We start from the raw sequence: 15918 nt of genomic DNA on the forward strand, positions 1-15918 counted from the left end.
CGTTTAGATCGCGATGAAGTTCTGTCGCACCGGCAAGCCCGCTTCGTGGAGCGCGTGCTTCGCCCCCGCGGGCGTCTGCTCGGTAAAATGGAAGATGCTTGCCGCCGCCACGGCGGAGGCGCCGGCGCGGATAACGGCATCGACCATATGGCCATAGTTCCCGGCCCCGCCTGAGGCGATCACGGGAATGGCGACCGACGATGCGATGCGTTCGATAAGGGCCAGGTCGTATCCTCGCATGGTGCCGTCTCTGTCGATCGAGGTCAGCAGGATCTCTCCGGCGCCGCGATCGGCCAGCTCCCTGGCCCATTCAACGGGGTCTCGTCCGGTGTCTCGCGTACCCGCGTGACTGAAGCACGACTGCCGTCCATCCGGCATATCCTTGACGTCGATGCTCGCGACAACGCACTGCGCGCCGAATCGATCGGCCGCGAGGTCGACGAGTCCAGGCGTTGCATAGGCGGCAGAATTCAGCGCGATCTTGTCCGCGCCCGCATGCAGCAGTCGGGTAATCTGCTCAAGATCCCCGATGCCTCCGCCCACGGTCAGTGGCACGGTGCAGGCCTGCGAGAAGTCGCCCACCGAGTCGTGGTCCGGCGAAGCGCCCAGTGCCGAGGCGGTGATGTCCACCAGGATCAGTTCGTCGACGTCGCGGGAGTTGTAGACCTTGATGGCAGGCAGTACGGACCCGGTCCGGCGCCAACTGTTGAAGCCGACGCCTTTGACCAGTCCGAAATCCTTCCACAGGAGGGTCGGGATGACTCGTACCTTCAGCATGGGCGGAAATCGAGGAAGTTGCGGAGCAGTTGACGACCGACGCGAGAGCTCTTCTCCGGATGGAACTGCGTACCGAAAACACTGCCGCGGCGCACCGCGGCGACCAGCGGCACGTCGTAATCTGTCCGGGCGATGACGTCGGCTTCGTCCTCAGGATCGAAGGCGAAGCTGTGGACGAAGTAGAAGTCCGAGGCTTGGGGGATGTGTGCGAATAGCGGATCGTCTCTTCGCGAGGCAGTGTCGTTCCAGCCCACGTGAGGGATCCGCAACGCACAGCCGAGGTCGTCCAGCCGGCGTACCCGGCCAGGCACCAGATCTAGGCCGTCATGCATGCCGCCCTCCTCACCGGTGGTCGCGAGCATCTGCATGCCCAGGCAGATCCCGAGCAGCGGCCGACGGTGCTCATGCACCAGATCGTGCAGTGCCTCGACCCAGCCCCCGGTTCTCAAGCGCTGCATGCCTTGCAAGAAGGCACCCACACCCGGCAGCACGACGCGCGAGGCGTCGTACAGGGCGGCCGGATGTTCGGCAATGAAGGCTTCGGCGCCCAGATCCTCGAGCGCACGCCGGACGGAAGCCAGGTTGCCCATCCCGTAGTTGACGATGCCGACTTTCATTCGTTGTCGTAGTTCAACTTCTCCAGATTGCCGTGACGATCGCGGAGCAGGGCGCCGCTACCGTCGCGCTTGAAGATGCGTTTGTTGGTGAACTGGTCGCAGACGCGGTCGAATTCGGCCACGGTCATTTCCAGTGGATCGAGGATGTCCGCTAGCGGCTTGCCCAGATAGCTCCATGGATACTTGCCGTCATGACGGCGCACTATCTCCAGGGCGTCCTGCCGCGAGATGCGGCCGCGGCGCACATGAAGGCAGGCGATATCCGTTGCCCTGGAGAAGCCGAACTTCAGGAACTTGAAGTAATCGTGGATGCCATGCTGGTGGTTGTCCAGGTTCTCGTAGTTGACCATCGAGCCCTCGACGGAGCGGTCGAACGAATGGAAGCCGTTCGCTTGCGCGATCAACGCATTTGACAATCCGTCCCACGGCAGGTAGTGCCCCAGGAACAGTCCCGTCACGCCGACACGTTGGAGTTCTTCGTCGCTCGGGTATTGGTAGGGCAACAACTGGCGCGATTCGATCCCGTAGGTGGCGGACAGGTCCGCGACGCGCAAGCCCAGCAGACCGCCGAACTCCTCGAGCCAGCGTCGAGTCAGGACGTTGTCCTCGGCCGCTGCCGCAGGGCCACCGTATTCGTTCTGGGAGTTCTCGCCCCAGACGATCAGTGGCACGTTGAACTGCACCGCCGCGCGGACGGGAATCGTGAAGATGCCTACGTGTTCCGGCCAGGCAATGTCGCCGACCTCGGTCAGCCCGATCCGGTTCAGCTTGGCCCGGACCAGCGGATTCGGCGAGAACTCGAAGTGGTCGACCCCCAGGCGTTTCAGGTTTTCAATGTTCCTCCGGCCGATTTCCGACAGGTCGCAGGTGCTCGAGGTGACGCAGAGTGGATTCAATCCGAGTTGGAGCATCCGGATCACCTGGTAGGTGCTGTCCTTGCCGCCGCTGACCGGAACGATGCAGTCCCAGTTGGAACCGTTGCGACGATAGCGTTGGAGGAGGTTCATCAGTTCGACGCGGCGAGCATCCCAATCCACCTCGCGCCGCTGCTCGTATGCGCGGCAAGCGTTGCATACGCCGTCTTCATCGATGTGAAGATCCGGCTTAGTATGGGGCATCACGCAACGGCTGCAGTACTTCAACATGGGTTGATCCTTCAGGCTTGTTTCAATCAAAGAGGGCACGCGCGACAGCGGCGTGTGATCAGTTCTACGGCGTCAGCCGGGACGCACGGCTCATGAGTTCCGCCTGCGCCCAGTCTTCCGGGGTATCAATATCCTGGACCCGATGACGCGGGATCAGGAGCGGCTTTGAGCACGGGCCGAAAATTGGACGTCCTTGGCGAAAGGCCTCCGCCGTGCCCCAATAGAACTGGCCGGCGTCATGGAAGGCATCCTCCAGGTCCTGGGAGCGCCGTTGGATGCTGTCCGTGAACAAGGCTTTCACACCTGCGCCATCGCGCACCAGAGCCCGTTGCACGGGGAACGCGAAGGAGGTGGCAGTGAACACATAGTCCAATGCCGGATCTGCTTCCAACAGGCGACCTGCCTGGATCAAATCGCCCGGCTGCATGAGGGGCGCCGTGGCATAGGCACAGCAGACGGCCTGGACCGGAACCTCGGCATGGGAAGTCAGCCATTCCAACGCATGAGCGATCACCGGCAGGGTGGGCGTGTGATCGTCCGCCAACTGGGCTGGACGGCGGAAAGGGGTATCCGCCCCCCACTGTCGCGCGATCTCGGCAACCTCATCATCGTCCGTGGACACAAGAATGCGATCGAAGCAGCCGCTTGTCGACAGCGCATCGAGCGTCCACGCAATCATGGGCTTGCCGCAGAAAAGGCGGACATTCTTGCGAGGGATCCGCTTGCTTCCTCCGCGTGCCGGGACGATGGCGATCTTCATGTCAGCAGGCTTCGAAGCGCGTTCACGACGAGGTCCTGCTCCGGCTCGCCCAATGCGGCGTAGAGTGGCAGGCTGATCGCACGCCGATAGTAGGCTTCGGCAACTGGGAAATCGCCAGGCTTGAAGCCGAACTGTCGGTAGTAGGGCTGAAGATGCACCGGGATGTAGTGGACGTTCACGCCGATACCCGCTTCACGCAGTCCGTCGAATAGGCTCCTGCGGTTGATGGAAGCGCCTGTTCCGACCTGGATAGGGTAGAGATGGAGCGCGGAGCGGCGACCCGCCGGGCGAGCGGGTCGCACGATTGGCAGATCGGCCAGCGCGCCGTCGTAGCGATCGGCTAGCGCATGACGCCGCTCGATCCAGGGTTGCAACTGCGTCATCTGGGAGAGCCCCAGCGCCGCCTGCAACTCAGTCAGGCGATAGTTGTAGCCAAGCTCGATCTGCTCGTAATACCAAGGCCCTTCGGACTCCCGAATCATTAATGCCGGATCTCGGGTCATCCCGTGAGAACGCAGGCTGGCCATCCGCGCTGCAAGGGCCGGATCCCGGCACGTGGCGATGCCACCCTCGGCGGTCGTCACGATCTTGACGGGATGGAAACTGAAGATCGTGATATCGCTGTAGCGGCAGTCGCCGACGAGGCTGTCCCCATAGGTTGCGCCGATGGCATGAGAGGCGTCCTCGATGACGGCGAAGCCATAGCGGTCCGCGAGTGCGGCGATCGCAGCCATGTCGCACGGTTGTCCGGCGAAATGCACCGGAATGACAACCTTGGGCAGCGTGCCTGTCTTTTCGGCGGCCTCAAGCTTGCGCGCCAGTTGGTCTGCGCACAGGTTGTAGGTGACCGGATCGATATCGACGAAGTCGATGTCAGCACCGCAGTAGCGAGCGCAGTTGGCACTGGCCAGGAAGGTGTTGGGACTGGTCCATACCCGATCCTCCGGGCCGACCGATAGCGCCATGCAGGCCACATGGAGCGCTGACGTTGCGCTGTTCATGGCCAGAGCGTGTGCTGCGCCGCACGCGGCGGCCACGGCTTTCTCGAACGCCGGCACCTGTGGCCCCTGCGTCAGGAAGTCCGACCGCAGGACGTCGACGACAGCGTCGATGTCCTGCTGCGAAATCGTCTGTCGGCCGTAGGGAATCATGCTTGCAGCCCCGCGATCAGATCACGCAGTTGATCCACCGTCAGGAATTCGGTGTTGGTGCCGGAGTCGTAGGCGAACCCGACAGGTACGGCGGAAACGTCGGGCCGTGCCAGGTATTCGCGACGGATGTCGTCGTCCGCTGACGGCAGGATCGCGTAGTACGCACCGAGATCCACCGTATTGAGGCTGTCACTCGAGGTGATCATCTCTTCGTGGATCTTCTCGCCGGGGCGGATGCCCACGACAGGGTGCTCGCACTCGGGACCGATGGCCTGTGCGACATCGGTGATCCGGTAGCTCGGGATCTTCGGCACCAGAATTTCACCACCGAGGGCGTTCTTGATGGCCCAAAGGACCATCTTCACGCCGTCATCCAACGAAATGTTGAAACGGGTCATCGCCGGGTCGGTGATCGGCAGTACGCCCGTGCTGCGACGCTGCTGGAAGAAGGGGATCACCGAACCCCGGCTGCCCATGACGTTGCCATAGCGGACGACACTGAAACGGATGTCGCGCTTGCCCTTGATCTTGTTGGCGGCCACGAATAGCTTGTCGGAACATAGCTTGGTCGCGCCGTAGAGGTTGATCGGTGCTGCCGCCTTGTCCGTGGACAGTGCGACAACCTGCTGGACATCCGCATCCAGGCAGGCCTCAATCAGGTTCTGCGCGCCCAGCACATTGGTCTTGATGCACTCGAAGGGGTTGTATTCGGCAGCGGGGACTTGCTTGAGGGCTGCGGCATGGATGACGATGTCGATGCCCTCGAGTGCGCGGCGTAGGCGGTTCTCGTCCCGGATGTCGCCGATGAAGTAGCGGAGTCCGTCGTACTGACGCTCAGAGAAGGTCTGCGACATTTCGAACTGCTTGAGTTCGTCGCGCGAATAGATCACTAGACGCTTGATGTCGGGATGACGTTCCAGGACTGTCTTGACGAACGCGCGACCGAAGGAGCCGGTGCCGCCGGTGATGAGGATCGATTTGTTGCTGAACATGGGGGAGTCGTGGTGGCGTTGAAGGAGCGCGATCAGGCGAAGGATCGAATGCCGTCCGCGACGGCCAGCATCTGCACGGGAGTCATTTCCGGGAAAATGGGGAGGGACAGGATGCGCGACTGGTCGCGATGTGCATTGGGGAAATCCGCTTCGACATGCCCCAAACTACGGTAAGCCGGCAGGAATGGGAGCGCCACCGGATAGTTCACGACCGTCTGGATGCCGAGGCCCTTCAGATGCGCGGCGAGGGCGTCCCGACGCTCATGGCGGATCACGTAGAGATGCCAGACAGGCTCACGTGATTCGGCCACCGTCGGCAAGGTTACGCCGTCGATGCCGCTAAGCAAGGTCTGATAAGACGCTGCAATTTCCTGACGACGACGCGTCCATTGAGGCAGGTGCGGCAGCTTGACCGAAAGGATCGCGGCCTGCAGGCCGTCCAGGCGGCTGTTGATGCCCTCGATCTGATGGTCGCCCTTGGTCAGACCACCATGGCGGGCGAACATCGCCATGCGCTTGGCCAGCTCGGGGTCGTTGGTGGTTACAGCGCCGGCGTCGCCCATCGCACCCAGGTTCTTGCCGGGGTAGAAGGAGAACGAAGCGGCATTGCCGAAGGTGCCTACCAGGCGACCCTTGTAGCGCGCCAGGTGCGACTGCGCGCAGTCCTCCAGGACCCACAGGCCATGCGTCTTGGCCAGTGCCATGATCGGGTCCATGTCCGCAGGCTGGCCGTAGAGGTGGACCGGGATGATGCCCACGGTGCGCGGGGTCACCAGCGCGCCCAGCTTGGCCGTGTCGATGGTGTGAGTGACTGGGTCGGTGTCGCAGAACACGACCTTGCCACCGGCCTGGGTGATCGTCTCGGTGGTCGAGATCCAGCTGTGGGCAGGCGCGATCACCTCGTCGCCAGGCTTGACGCCTAGCGCATGCATGGCGATGTAGAGTGAGTCCGTGCCGTTGGCGCAGGACACGCAGTGCTTGACGTTCATCATGTCGGCGAACGCAGCTTCGAACTTGTCTACATAAGGGCCCCGGATGAAGGCGGACGTACGAATGACTTCGGAGATGGCTGTGTCGATCTCGGTCTTGATGGTCAAGTACTGTGCGTGCAGATCGGCGAAGGGGACTTGGACATGTTCGGCCATGGTGGGCTCAATCCTTGTTGGGCATAGGGCGCAGTAGTCGCGCTGGATTCCCGACATAGAAGCCGGGTTCGGTGATGTCGCGTGTGACCACGGCGCCCGCTCCGACAACAACATCGTCGCAGATGGTCACAGGCATGATCGTGGCGTTAGAGCCGAGAGAAACGCGGTTGCCGATGTGTGTCGACTTCCATAGTTCTTGCCGACCGCGGGCAGGCCCACCTACGGCGAAGACATCATTGATGAACATGACTCCGTGGCCGACAAAGCAGTCGTCGCCGATCGAAACCAACTCGCAGATGAAGCTGTGAGACTGGATACGCGTACGCGCGCCAATCGTTACGCCTTTCTGGATCTCAGAGAATGGTCCAACGAAACAACCCGCTCCAAGCGTGCATTCGTAGACATTGGCCGGCTCGACAATTTTGACGCCTTCGCCGCATTGCACGTCTCGGATCGACGCCTTCAGTAGTGTCGGTGCGTGAGTCACTTCAACCACGCCCCAGACGGCTGTGCTTAGTCTGGAGAGGCAGCTTCACTTCAAGGCCGCTTGCCATCGATTCGTAAAGCGCTGCGACCAGTTCAAGGCTAGCACGCCCTTCATGGCCATCAACCAGAGCTTTTTCTCGGCCATCTAGCACCGCTACCACATGTTCGTAATAGGCTTGGTGACCAAATCCGTACACATTGGGCGGGTTGACGGAGAACTTGTCCATCACTTGTGCATCTTCGTCTCGGGGTTCGACGAAATTCCAATGGCGAATCTTGTTCACTGCGAAACCACCAATCTCCACGGTGCCGCCCGAGCCAAGCACTGACAGGGAACCTTCAAGATCCTTGGGGCGCGTAGCGTTGGTAGCCTCAACAACGCCAACGGCTCCGCTTCGAAACTTGATCGTGGCGACGCACGTGTCTTCGGCTTCAATGTCTACCAATGCGCGCACGCCGCGGGCATGGATGCTCTCGACCGGGCCCATGAACCAGCCCAACATGTCGACATGGTGGCTGGCCTGGTTTGCGATCACACCGCCATCCTGCGCAAAGGTGCCCCGCCAGGCGTCTTGTGCGTAGTAGCTTTGGTCGCGGCACCAGCGCACACGTACGGTGCCCAATACCAACTGACCAAAGCGGCCAGCTTCCAGTGCCTCACGCGCTTTAGCGACCGGCACATTGAAACGATTTTGTTTGACGACGAGCAGGCGAACATTGTTGCGATCTGCCGCGGCGATCATTTCGTCCGCATCTTCTAGGCGGAGGGCCATCGGCTTCTCGACCACGATGTGTTTGCCAGCGTTGGCGACCTTGATCGCGTGCTCGGCATGCATGCCGCTTGGCGTCAGTACAGACACGGCGTCAATACCCGGTGCCGCCAGCATTTCTTCAATACTGGTATAGCCGGGAACGCCGAAGCGTTCGGCAAACGCCTTGGCTCGACTTGGGTCAATATCGCAGACGGCAGCCAGTCGAGCTCCAGAAATCTGTCCGGTGCCGAGCAACTCGGCGTGACGCTTTGCAATGCGGCCGCAGCCGATGATGGCGAAATTGATCATGGTCTTCCAATGCAGAGATAGGTGAGTCCAGCGGCACGGGCTTGTCGCGGATCGAGGATGTTTCGACCGTCAATCACGGTCTTCAGTCGCAGCGCGCTGGCGAGTCGTTCAAGGCGCGGGCTTCTAAACTCTTTCCATTCGGTGACGATCAGCAGAGCATCTGCGTCTTCCACAGCTGCATCGGCTGATTCTGCAAAGCGCAGACGTTCCGAAGGCGGCAGTTCCTTCGCCGCAGTTTCAGCGGCAACCGGGTCGTAGGCCACTACGCTTGCACCGCGAGCCAATAGTTCAGGAATAACGACTAAGCTTGTTGCGGCACGCATATCGTCGGTTTCTGGCTTGAACGCCAGACCCCAGACCGCCACGGTCAATCCTGACAGATCACCACATTGGGCGACCAGCTTTTCGACGAGAACTTGCTTCTGATATTCGTTCGCCTTTTCCACGGCATCCAGAATCCGCATTGGTTGTCCATGCTTTTGCCCTGTATGAAGCAATGCCTGGACATCCTTAGGAAAACAGGAGCCACCGTACCCGCAGCCAGCGTATAGGAAGTGTGTGCCTATGCGGGGATCTGAACCGATGCCACGACGGACATGATCGATGTCTGCATTAACTTGATCGGCCAGCAGAGCCAGTTCGTTCATGAAACTGATGCGTGTAGCGAGCATCGCATTAGCCGCGTACTTCGTTAGCTCTGCAGAGCGTGCATCCATCGCGATCACCTTTGGGTGATTGCGCTCAAAGGGTGCGTAGAGCGCGCGAAGTTGTTCCAAGCCCCAAGTCTCTTCGCCGCCGATCACAATGCGATCAGGGCGCATAAAGTCGTCTATAGCAGCGCCTTCCTTAAGGAACTCGGGGTTTGATAAGACGCAAAAGCGAAGATCGGTTCCGCGTGCAGTGAGCTCTTGTCGTACCGCATCACGAACTAGATCGACAGTGCCAACTGGAACAGTGCTTTTGTTGACCACCACTTGGTCGCCACGCATGTGCCGGCCTATTCCACGCGCTGCAGAGAGCACATGCTGTAGATCCGCCGATCCATCCTCGCCGGGAGGTGTGCCCACTGCGATGAAGAGTAGATCGCCGTGTGTCACGGCAGATTTCACGTCGGTGGTGAAGCTTAACCGACCAGCCCGAGCGTTGCGTTCGATCAGTTCCTTAAGGCCCGGTTCATAAATTGGGACATCGCCAGCCACGAGCATTGCTATTTTGCGTTCGTCGATGTCTAGGCAGACGATGTCATTACCAACGTCCGCTAAACATGCGCCAGTTACGAGTCCGACATATCCAGAGCCGATGATTGTGGCTTTCACTTGTTGTTGCCCTCCATTGATGTGTCGGTCGAACTGCCAAGCTCTTGCTTGAGTTCAATGATCATTTTCTGCAAGCGCTCAAACTCAATTTCTTTGCGTTGGATGTATGACCGAGTCAAACGCAACTTCTCTGCAAAGCCGCTCGGTGTCAGAACATAGGCATACGCGAGCTTGCTATCACTGCGCTTGAAGTTGCCTACCTTGACAAAGCCTTTCTCAAGTAGGGCCTGAATGATGAAGTTCGTGCGCCCTACACTGATGCCTAGCTTTATGGCGACTTGGCGTTGCGAAGTCGTAGGGCTAGCGGCCAAGATTCGCAGCGCCGCTAGATGCGCAGCATCTTTCGATGTGGCGGCCAGGTCCTGGCCGGGACTGTCAACTTGTTCAGGCATTGAACGAAGTATACGACAAAGTCGGGGGGGCTTTCTTGGGCTCTGCTGCTGCCTTTGGGGTCGCCGGTCGGTGGCGAGAGTGGGGTCATGTTGATTGACCGGGCACTTTCACGAAGTGTGTGCGCCACCAACTGAGAGCTACAGTCCAGATAAGCATTGCAACTAAGGCGGCTAAAGATGTGGAAACTGCCATTGCTGCGCGCTTGGGTTTACTTTTGTATTCAGGCACTGTTGCGGCATCAACTACCTGAATCAAAGGTCCATCTCTGGTTTCATCCAGTCTGGCCAATTCAAGTTGCTTAGAGAACATTTCAAACAGTGTTTCTTGGTACTTGTAGTCTCTGTATGCGGCAACGTAGCCTGCATCAGTTTTTGCGCCGTCTGACTTGCTTTCGAGCTTCTCGGCTTGGCTGCGCATTGCGGCAATCAATGCTAAAAGTTGCTGCACCTCTGGTGAGCCGTCGGTTAAATTTCGCCGCATTGCTTGAAGGCGAACTTCTGCTGAGGTAATTTCGGCACGAATGCGAGCGTACGCTTCGGCTGCTGAACGAGGTTCTGTTTTTAGTGCCCCTGAATCAAAGCCGCTGTGCTGAAGTCTCTTCTCTGCTGCTTGCAAGGCGGCCCGAGATTGCTTCAGTTGGGCCTCAAAGAAAGCGCGGCGCTCTTGGGCCTCACTGAGCACTAGTTGAGTGCTTAAACGGCGCAATTCCAGAACGTAATTGTTGGCGATGTCTGCCGCCAACTTGGGGTCAGTTGCGTCGACTTCGACTGTGATCAGTCCATCTTTTTTGCCAAGTGAAATCCGGGAGTTCTTCGCCAATGCTTGGCGAGCGCCGAATCGGAAGCGCGAGTCGTACACCCTCATCAAATCAAACTTGTCCACAAGTTTGTCCGTGATGTTGTTGCTTTGCATCAATGTGACGTACTGGTCTGCTGGCGATTTGCTGCCTACACCTCCGGCGAGTCCTGATAGCGCGCCTAAGGACGCTACCAACGAGCTAGCTGAATTCTGTTGCTGCAACGGTGGGATAAAGGTTGTCGAGGCTGTGAATGTCGGAGGCACCAAGTAGCTGATGCCAAGGCCTATCGCGCCAGCTGCAACTGTTGCTAGGGCTATTTGACCTTTTCGACTTATCCAAATCGACAGTACATCAATGAGATTGAGTGTCCTCGCCTCCTGTATCGAAGTTGCCTTGCATACAGGTGCTGGAAATGTGGATGGGGCGATCATGAGAATCCGATGGTCAATTCTTAATCGTCTTAAGGGCTGCAGCGCCCAGGCCAAACTGATAAAGGATCTGCGTCCAATCCTTGGCTTCTTGGATGAAGGTGGTCTTGTTCATTTCTTCCGGCACGAAGACGGTGTCTCCCGGGAGGGCGGTTACGCCATCAAGCGCGCCGCCGGCGAGCAGCCAGCCGGACTTTTGGGGAGCGCTTACCACGCTGCCATTGGCGCGCAAGACGAAGATGCTGGCGGTGTCTGCTCCTCGGGTGGGGCCTCCAGCGAGCTTCAAGAAGTCATTGACCGAACTGCCGTCGCCGTACAGATAGCTGCCGCCGTTGAACACGCTGCCAAAGACGCCGATGGTTTTGGGTGTAGCGGGGATGAGAAGGCGGTCGCCGTCTTCCACGGCCAGTTCTGGCAGTGTTTTGGCAGAGGGGTTCATCTGCAAAACAATCCGGCCCGTGGGCTTGATGGCGCGCAGCCGTTGAATGAGCTGATTGGTGCCTTGTGCCTTGGCAGTTTGTGCTGAGGCTTCATCGGCATTGGCGGTGCGCTGAGAGGAGTTGCTGCGAGCGAACTCAGTCTCCATATCGCGCAGTGCGCGCTCATAGTTTTCTTGCTGAGATAGGCGGGTGCTTTCGCGGCTGAATTCGGTGCCAAAAACATAGGCGTCCGGCGTCAAGCCGCCGGCCGCACGAATGGCGTCTGCGAGGCTGCTATTGGCGGGGAGGATGAATTCGCCGGGGCGTTGGACTTCGCCTTCGATCTTGACTCGCTTGCTTTGCTTGTGCTGCGGTAGTGAAGCATCAACGGCGCTGAAGGCGCGCAATAGGTCACCGTCGCGAGGCTTTAGCTTGGCTTGTTGCGGCAGGCTCAGCTCGGTAATGCGCGTGTCGTTGCGGGTATCCAAGTGTTCCACAGTGAAGCGGCTGCGGTCGGCCACCGCGGTGAATCCGCCGGCCATGGCCAGCACGTCTTCCAATGTGTCTTGCGGCTTCAGTTCAAAAACTGCGGGTTTGTTGACGCTGCCGATGAGGGCCACTTGCGGCCCGACGGCACCGATGTGGATAACGTCATCGGCTTGCAGGGCTCGGTCCGCAGACTTGTCTCCCTTGATCAGCAAGTCGTAAAAATCAAAGCTGCTGATCGTTTTGCCGCTTCGGCGCAGTTCGATCTGGCGGAAGCTGCCTGCAGCCGTGGGGCCGCCAGCTTGCATCAGTGCGTTGACCAAGGTCGACAGGCTGCTCACTGTGTATGCGCCGGGGCGTTTGGTGAAGCCGGTGACGTAGATGCGAATGCTGCGCAGCTTGCCCAGCGAGATGCTGAGTTTGTAGTTTTTGAAGACTTGGCTAACCCTTTGGTCGATGGCTGCCGCAAGGTCGGCGTAACGCAAGCCTGCAACCATAACCGGTCCGACTCGCGGGAGGGTGATGCGGCCGCTCCGGTCTACGTTGAGTCGCAGGTCGGCCTCAACCGATCCCCACAAAGTCACCAAGACTTCATCTCCCACACTGATTACATAGTCTTGCGGGATTTGGGGGCTGGCTTCTTGGAGTCCATTCGAGGGATGTCCAAGCTCCATCAATTCGCTGCCAAATCTGCGTATCAAAGGCTCGACACCGACATTGCGCTGCACATAACGCTCAAACTCACTGGGAACGTAGCTTTCGGCCGGCTTGGCGAAGAGCCGGAAGTCAGGCGAGCCTGTTGGTTTGTCCTGGTCCGTGTTGATGGGGACATTGCTTGCTTGTCCCTGCAGGCGGATTGGAGCCCCCTCTGCGGTTTGCGATTGAGCTTGCGTTTGAGCGTGAGCTTGAGTCGTCAAAGCTCCAAACAGGGCACTTTGGGCGACCGCTGCGACGATCACACCAAGCTTGAAGCCGCTGCTGCAGCAAGAGTTCAGTGTGGGGGTGGGGAGTCTGTCGCTGCGGTCAGTCTTTGTATTGTGTTTGTCTTGCGACTCAAAAAATGTCATGGCCTGCTCGCATAAGGTGCATTCATTGACCGTCCAGGGGCATCCCAGTGCCGGCGCTGCGAGATTCTAGCTGTCCACTCGGCTGACTATTTACTGAGCAGGAATCGTGGCTCGTTACACTCTTAGCCATGCTCTATTTGCTCTGCTCCTTTTTGGTGGCGACACTGGTCACCCTCTGGATCGTCCATTCCTCCAGCCTGCACGCACACCTTTCTTCAGACGGTGATCTGGACGGCCCTCAGAAGTTCCATGTGAAAGTCGTGCCCCGCATCGGCGGTGTCGGCATGTTCTTGGGGCTGTTGGTGACCGCTGCCCTCGTGTGGTTTCGCGGCTCGGATCATGCGCACTTGGGCTTGATGCTCCTCCTGTGCGGCTTGCCGGCTTTCGCGGCGGGGCTGATCGAGGACTTCACCAAGAAGGTGTCGCCGGGCAAGCGTCTGTTGGCGACGGCCATTTCGGCCACGATCGCGTTTTATTTGATCAACGCCCAGATCACACGGACCGACATTCCGGGGCTGGATTGGTTGGTCGGTTTTTCCGTCGGTGCTTTGGTGGCCACCGTGTTGACGGTGTCGGGCGTGGCCAACGCGGTCAACATCATTGATGGCTTCAACGGCTTGTCGTCCATGTGCGTGAGCCTGATGTTGCTGACCTTCGCCTACGTGGCGCTGCAGGTCGGTGATGTAGAACTGACCCTGTGGTCGTTGGCGGGCGTCGGGGCGGTGCTGGGCTTTTTTGTCTGGAACTTTCCGGCCGGGTTGATCTTTCTTGGTGATGGCGGGGCCTATTTTCTGGGCTTCTTTGTGGCGGAAATTGGGGTGCTGCTGATCGCCCGTCACCCCGAGGTGTCGCCGCTGTTTGCGCTGATGGTCTGCATTTACCCGGTGTTCGAGACTCTGTTCTCGATCTACCGCCGTCGTTTCATCCGGGCCACGCCGCCGGGGCTGCCCGATGGCATTCACTTGCACTCGTTGATTTACCGTCGCCTGATGCGCTGGACGGTGGGCGCGCGTGATGCCCGTGCGATGACGCGCCGCAACTCCATGACGGCGCCCTATCTCTGGATGCTGTGCCTGTCTTCCCTGGTGCCGGCGGTGTTCTTTTGGGATTCGACCGCCATGCTCGCGCTGTGCATGTTGTTGTTCGGCTTGGTCTACGTGGGCTTGTACTGGCGCATCGTTCGTTTTCGCACACCGTCTTGGATGGTGTTTCGGGGCGATGTGATGGGGCGTGCGCCGCGTGACTCCAAATCGGCGTCCGGCCCGAAATCGCAGTAAAAGCCCTGCATCAGGGATAATGGTGGGATGACCGAACCCCAAATCATCGAATCCGCCACCCCTGATCCCACGCCGGCTCGCTTCGACACCCTCCCGCTCGATGCCAAGCTTTTGCGTGCCGTGGCCGACTCTGGCTACGCGTTGATGACGCCGATCCAGGCCAAGGCGATTCCGATCGTTCTGGAGGGTCGCGATGTGATGGGTGCCGCGCAGACTGGCACCGGCAAGACGGCTGCTTTCTCCATCCCTCTGCTGCAGCGCATGCTGAAGCACGAAAACGCCAGCGCTTCGCCGGCCCGCCATCCGGTGCGCGCCCTTGTGCTGGCGCCCACTCGTGAGCTGGCCGATCAGGTGGCCAACAACATTAAGGCCTACGCCAAGCACACCAATCTGCGTGTGACCTGCGTGTTTGGCGGCATCGACATGAAGCCGCAGACCTTGGTGCTCAAGGGCGGCGTGGAAGTCTTGATCGCCACGCCCGGGCGATTGCTGGATCACATCGAAGCCAAGAACTGTGTGCTCAATCAAGTCGAGTATGTGGTGCTGGACGAGGCCGACCGCATGCTGGACATCGGCTTCCTGCCTGATCTGCAGCGCATCCTGAGCTTCCTGCCCAAGACCCGCCAGACCTTGCTGTTCTCGGCCACCTTCTCGCCCGAGATCAAGCGTCTGTCGCAAAGCTATCTGCAAGACCCGGTCTTGGTCGAAGTGGCGCGCCCCAACGCCACGGCCAAGAACGTGGAGCAGCTGTTTTATAGCGTCACCGATGACGACAAGCGCGCCGTGGTGCGCCAGATCCTGCGTCAGCGTGAAATCAAGCAGGCGATCGTGTTCGTCAATTCCAAGCTGGGTGCTGCCCGCCTGGCACGCTCCTTCGAGCGCGATGGCTTGCGCACGGCGGCCTTGCATGGCGACAAGTCGCAGGACGAGCGCCTGAAGTCGCTCGAGGCCTTCAAGCGAGGTGAAGTCGACCTGCTGGTCGCCACCGACGTGGCTGCGCGTGGCCTGGATATTGCCGATCTGCCCGCGGTCTTCAATTTCGACGTGCCCTTCAATGCCGAAGATTACGTTCACCGCATTGGCCGTACCGGCCGCGCGGGTGCGTCCGGCGTGGCGGTGACCCTGGTGACGCGTGCCGATGCGCGACTGGTGGCGGACATTGAAAAACTGGTCAAGCGCACGCTGGATTTGCAGGCTTTTGAGTTGCAGGATGAGCGTGGCTCGCGCCCCGCTCGATACGAGGGTGCCGAGCGCTCGGAGCGTCCGGCCCGCCCGCGTCGTGAGGAGTCTTTCTCTGATGCAGCTCCCGCCGCAGCGGCGCCCCGTCCGGCCTACCGCCCACCGGCAGCGCCGCGCGACGCCTTCTTCGACAAGCCCTACGAAGCCAGTCAGCGCGACGAGCCGCCGGCCTGGGACAAAGGTGCTGCTGCAGCGCCGCGCAGCGTCTCCAGCAATATCAAGCCCAAGAAGAAGGTGGCGGCCTTGTTCGGTGCCAAGGCGCCGGCGGCTTCGCTGGAGTCTTGAGGGCACGCGCGCCTTGCGCGGCGCGGCCGGCTGGCAAAGCGGGCTGGGTTTCAAGTGAAAAGACGGCGCCCATGA

General features: G+C 59.9%; 15 protein-coding genes. 2 read left to right on the forward strand and 13 right to left on the reverse strand.

The features are described from left to right. Positions 1–3: 3 nt before the first annotated feature. The 13 genes from hisF to OOB33_RS10200 form a co-directional block, all read right to left on the reverse strand. Positions 4–777, reverse strand: coding sequence for an imidazole glycerol phosphate synthase subunit HisF (gene hisF / locus OOB33_RS10140; RefSeq protein WP_271008559.1), 774 nt, complete (start codon positions 775–777; stop codon positions 4–6). Further along, positions 771–1394 carry an imidazole glycerol phosphate synthase subunit HisH gene (hisH, locus tag OOB33_RS10145; RefSeq protein WP_271008560.1) on the reverse strand — a complete coding sequence of 208 codons (624 nt, stop codon included), beginning with the start codon at positions 1392–1394 and terminating at the stop codon, positions 771–773. The genes hisF and hisH overlap by 7 nt, the downstream gene beginning before the upstream one ends. Next, complete coding sequence (locus tag OOB33_RS10150) at positions 1391–2539, reverse strand: N-acetyl sugar amidotransferase (RefSeq protein ID WP_271008561.1); 1149 nt, start codon at positions 2537–2539, stop codon at positions 1391–1393. The genes hisH and OOB33_RS10150 overlap by 4 nt, the downstream gene beginning before the upstream one ends. A 64-nt stretch (positions 2540–2603) precedes the next feature. Further along, on the reverse strand, positions 2604–3299 hold the full coding sequence (gene pseF, locus OOB33_RS10155; protein ID WP_271008562.1) for a pseudaminic acid cytidylyltransferase: 696 nt from the start codon (positions 3297–3299) through the stop codon (positions 2604–2606). Further along, a complete protein-coding gene (pseC, locus tag OOB33_RS10160; RefSeq protein WP_271008563.1) occupies positions 3296–4450 on the reverse strand; it encodes a UDP-4-amino-4,6-dideoxy-N-acetyl-beta-L-altrosamine transaminase in 1155 nt (384 codons plus the stop codon). The genes pseF and pseC overlap by 4 nt, the downstream gene beginning before the upstream one ends. Then, the gene (gene pseB / locus OOB33_RS10165; protein WP_271008564.1) at positions 4447–5442 is read right to left on the reverse strand and encodes a UDP-N-acetylglucosamine 4,6-dehydratase (inverting); all 996 of its coding nucleotides are present in this window, start codon (positions 5440–5442) and stop codon (positions 4447–4449) included. Before pseB ends, pseC begins: the two co-directional genes overlap by 4 nt. Before the next feature lie 32 nt (positions 5443–5474). Further along, a complete protein-coding gene (locus OOB33_RS10170) occupies positions 5475–6587 on the reverse strand; it encodes a DegT/DnrJ/EryC1/StrS family aminotransferase (protein WP_271008565.1) in 1113 nt (370 codons plus the stop codon). Between the two features lie 7 nt (positions 6588–6594). Continuing rightward, positions 6595–7083, reverse strand: a complete 489-nt coding sequence (locus OOB33_RS10175; protein ID WP_271008566.1) for an acyltransferase — start codon at positions 7081–7083, stop codon at positions 6595–6597. After that, entirely contained in the window at positions 7076–8134 is a 1059-nt protein-coding gene (locus OOB33_RS10180; protein ID WP_271008567.1) for a Gfo/Idh/MocA family protein, read from the reverse strand. Before OOB33_RS10180 ends, OOB33_RS10175 begins: the two co-directional genes overlap by 8 nt. Then, positions 8131–9450: a UDP-glucose dehydrogenase family protein gene (locus OOB33_RS10185; protein WP_271008568.1), complete on the reverse strand. Its 1320-nt coding sequence runs from the start codon at positions 9448–9450 to the stop codon at positions 8131–8133. Before OOB33_RS10185 ends, OOB33_RS10180 begins: the two co-directional genes overlap by 4 nt. Beyond that, entirely contained in the window at positions 9447–9842 is a 396-nt protein-coding gene (locus OOB33_RS10190) for a MarR family EPS-associated transcriptional regulator (RefSeq protein ID WP_271008569.1), read from the reverse strand. Before OOB33_RS10190 ends, OOB33_RS10185 begins: the two co-directional genes overlap by 4 nt. Before the next feature lie 85 nt (positions 9843–9927). Then, positions 9928–11073 (reverse strand): GumC family protein, encoded by a 1146-nt coding sequence (locus OOB33_RS10195; RefSeq protein WP_271008570.1) that lies wholly within the window; start codon positions 11071–11073, stop codon positions 9928–9930. A 13-nt stretch (positions 11074–11086) separates the two neighbouring features. Next, positions 11087–13042: an SLBB domain-containing protein gene (locus OOB33_RS10200; protein ID WP_271008571.1), complete on the reverse strand. Its 1956-nt coding sequence runs from the start codon at positions 13040–13042 to the stop codon at positions 11087–11089. Between the two features lie 128 nt (positions 13043–13170). On the opposite strand from OOB33_RS10200, the gene OOB33_RS10205 reads away from it, so the two are divergent. Together OOB33_RS10205 and OOB33_RS10210 are read left to right on the forward strand one after the other, a co-directional pair. Continuing rightward, a complete protein-coding gene (locus OOB33_RS10205) occupies positions 13171–14319 on the forward strand; it encodes an MraY family glycosyltransferase (protein WP_271008572.1) in 1149 nt (382 codons plus the stop codon). A gap of 27 nt (positions 14320–14346) precedes the next feature. After that, positions 14347–15843 (forward strand): DEAD/DEAH box helicase, encoded by a 1497-nt coding sequence (locus OOB33_RS10210; RefSeq protein WP_271008573.1) that lies wholly within the window; start codon positions 14347–14349, stop codon positions 15841–15843. Positions 15844–15918 lie beyond the last annotated feature (75 nt).

The organism is Paucibacter sp. B51 (genome assembly GCF_027863535.1).
GTDB classification, from domain to species: domain Bacteria; phylum Pseudomonadota; class Gammaproteobacteria; order Burkholderiales; family Burkholderiaceae_C; genus Paucibacter_A; species Paucibacter_A aquatilis.

Excerpts from the sequence above, each read along its gene's own strand:
- OOB33_RS10200 (WP_271008571.1), bottom strand. The coding sequence starts at position 13,042 with ATGACATTTTTTGAGTCGCAAGACAAACACAATACAAAGACTGACCGC.
- OOB33_RS10150 (WP_271008561.1), bottom strand. The coding sequence starts at position 2,539 with ATGTTGAAGTACTGCAGCCGTTGCGTGATGCCCCATACTAAGCCGGAT.
- OOB33_RS10190 (WP_271008569.1), bottom strand. The coding sequence starts at position 9,842 with ATGCCTGAACAAGTTGACAGTCCCGGCCAGGACCTGGCCGCCACATCG.
- OOB33_RS10170 (WP_271008565.1), bottom strand. The coding sequence starts at position 6,587 with ATGGCCGAACATGTCCAAGTCCCCTTCGCCGATCTGCACGCACAGTAC.
- pseB (WP_271008564.1), bottom strand. The coding sequence starts at position 5,442 with ATGTTCAGCAACAAATCGATCCTCATCACCGGCGGCACCGGCTCCTTC.
- pseC (WP_271008563.1), bottom strand. The coding sequence starts at position 4,450 with ATGATTCCCTACGGCCGACAGACGATTTCGCAGCAGGACATCGACGCT.
- OOB33_RS10210 (WP_271008573.1), top strand. The coding sequence starts at position 14,347 with ATGACCGAACCCCAAATCATCGAATCCGCCACCCCTGATCCCACGCCG.
- OOB33_RS10205 (WP_271008572.1), top strand. The coding sequence starts at position 13,171 with ATGCTCTATTTGCTCTGCTCCTTTTTGGTGGCGACACTGGTCACCCTC.
- hisF (WP_271008559.1), bottom strand. The coding sequence starts at position 777 with ATGCTGAAGGTACGAGTCATCCCGACCCTCCTGTGGAAGGATTTCGGA.
- pseF (WP_271008562.1), bottom strand. The coding sequence starts at position 3,299 with ATGAAGATCGCCATCGTCCCGGCACGCGGAGGAAGCAAGCGGATCCCT.
- hisH (WP_271008560.1), bottom strand. The coding sequence starts at position 1,394 with ATGAAAGTCGGCATCGTCAACTACGGGATGGGCAACCTGGCTTCCGTC.
- OOB33_RS10180 (WP_271008567.1), bottom strand. The coding sequence starts at position 8,134 with ATGATCAATTTCGCCATCATCGGCTGCGGCCGCATTGCAAAGCGTCAC.
- OOB33_RS10195 (WP_271008570.1), bottom strand. The coding sequence starts at position 11,073 with ATGATCGCCCCATCCACATTTCCAGCACCTGTATGCAAGGCAACTTCG.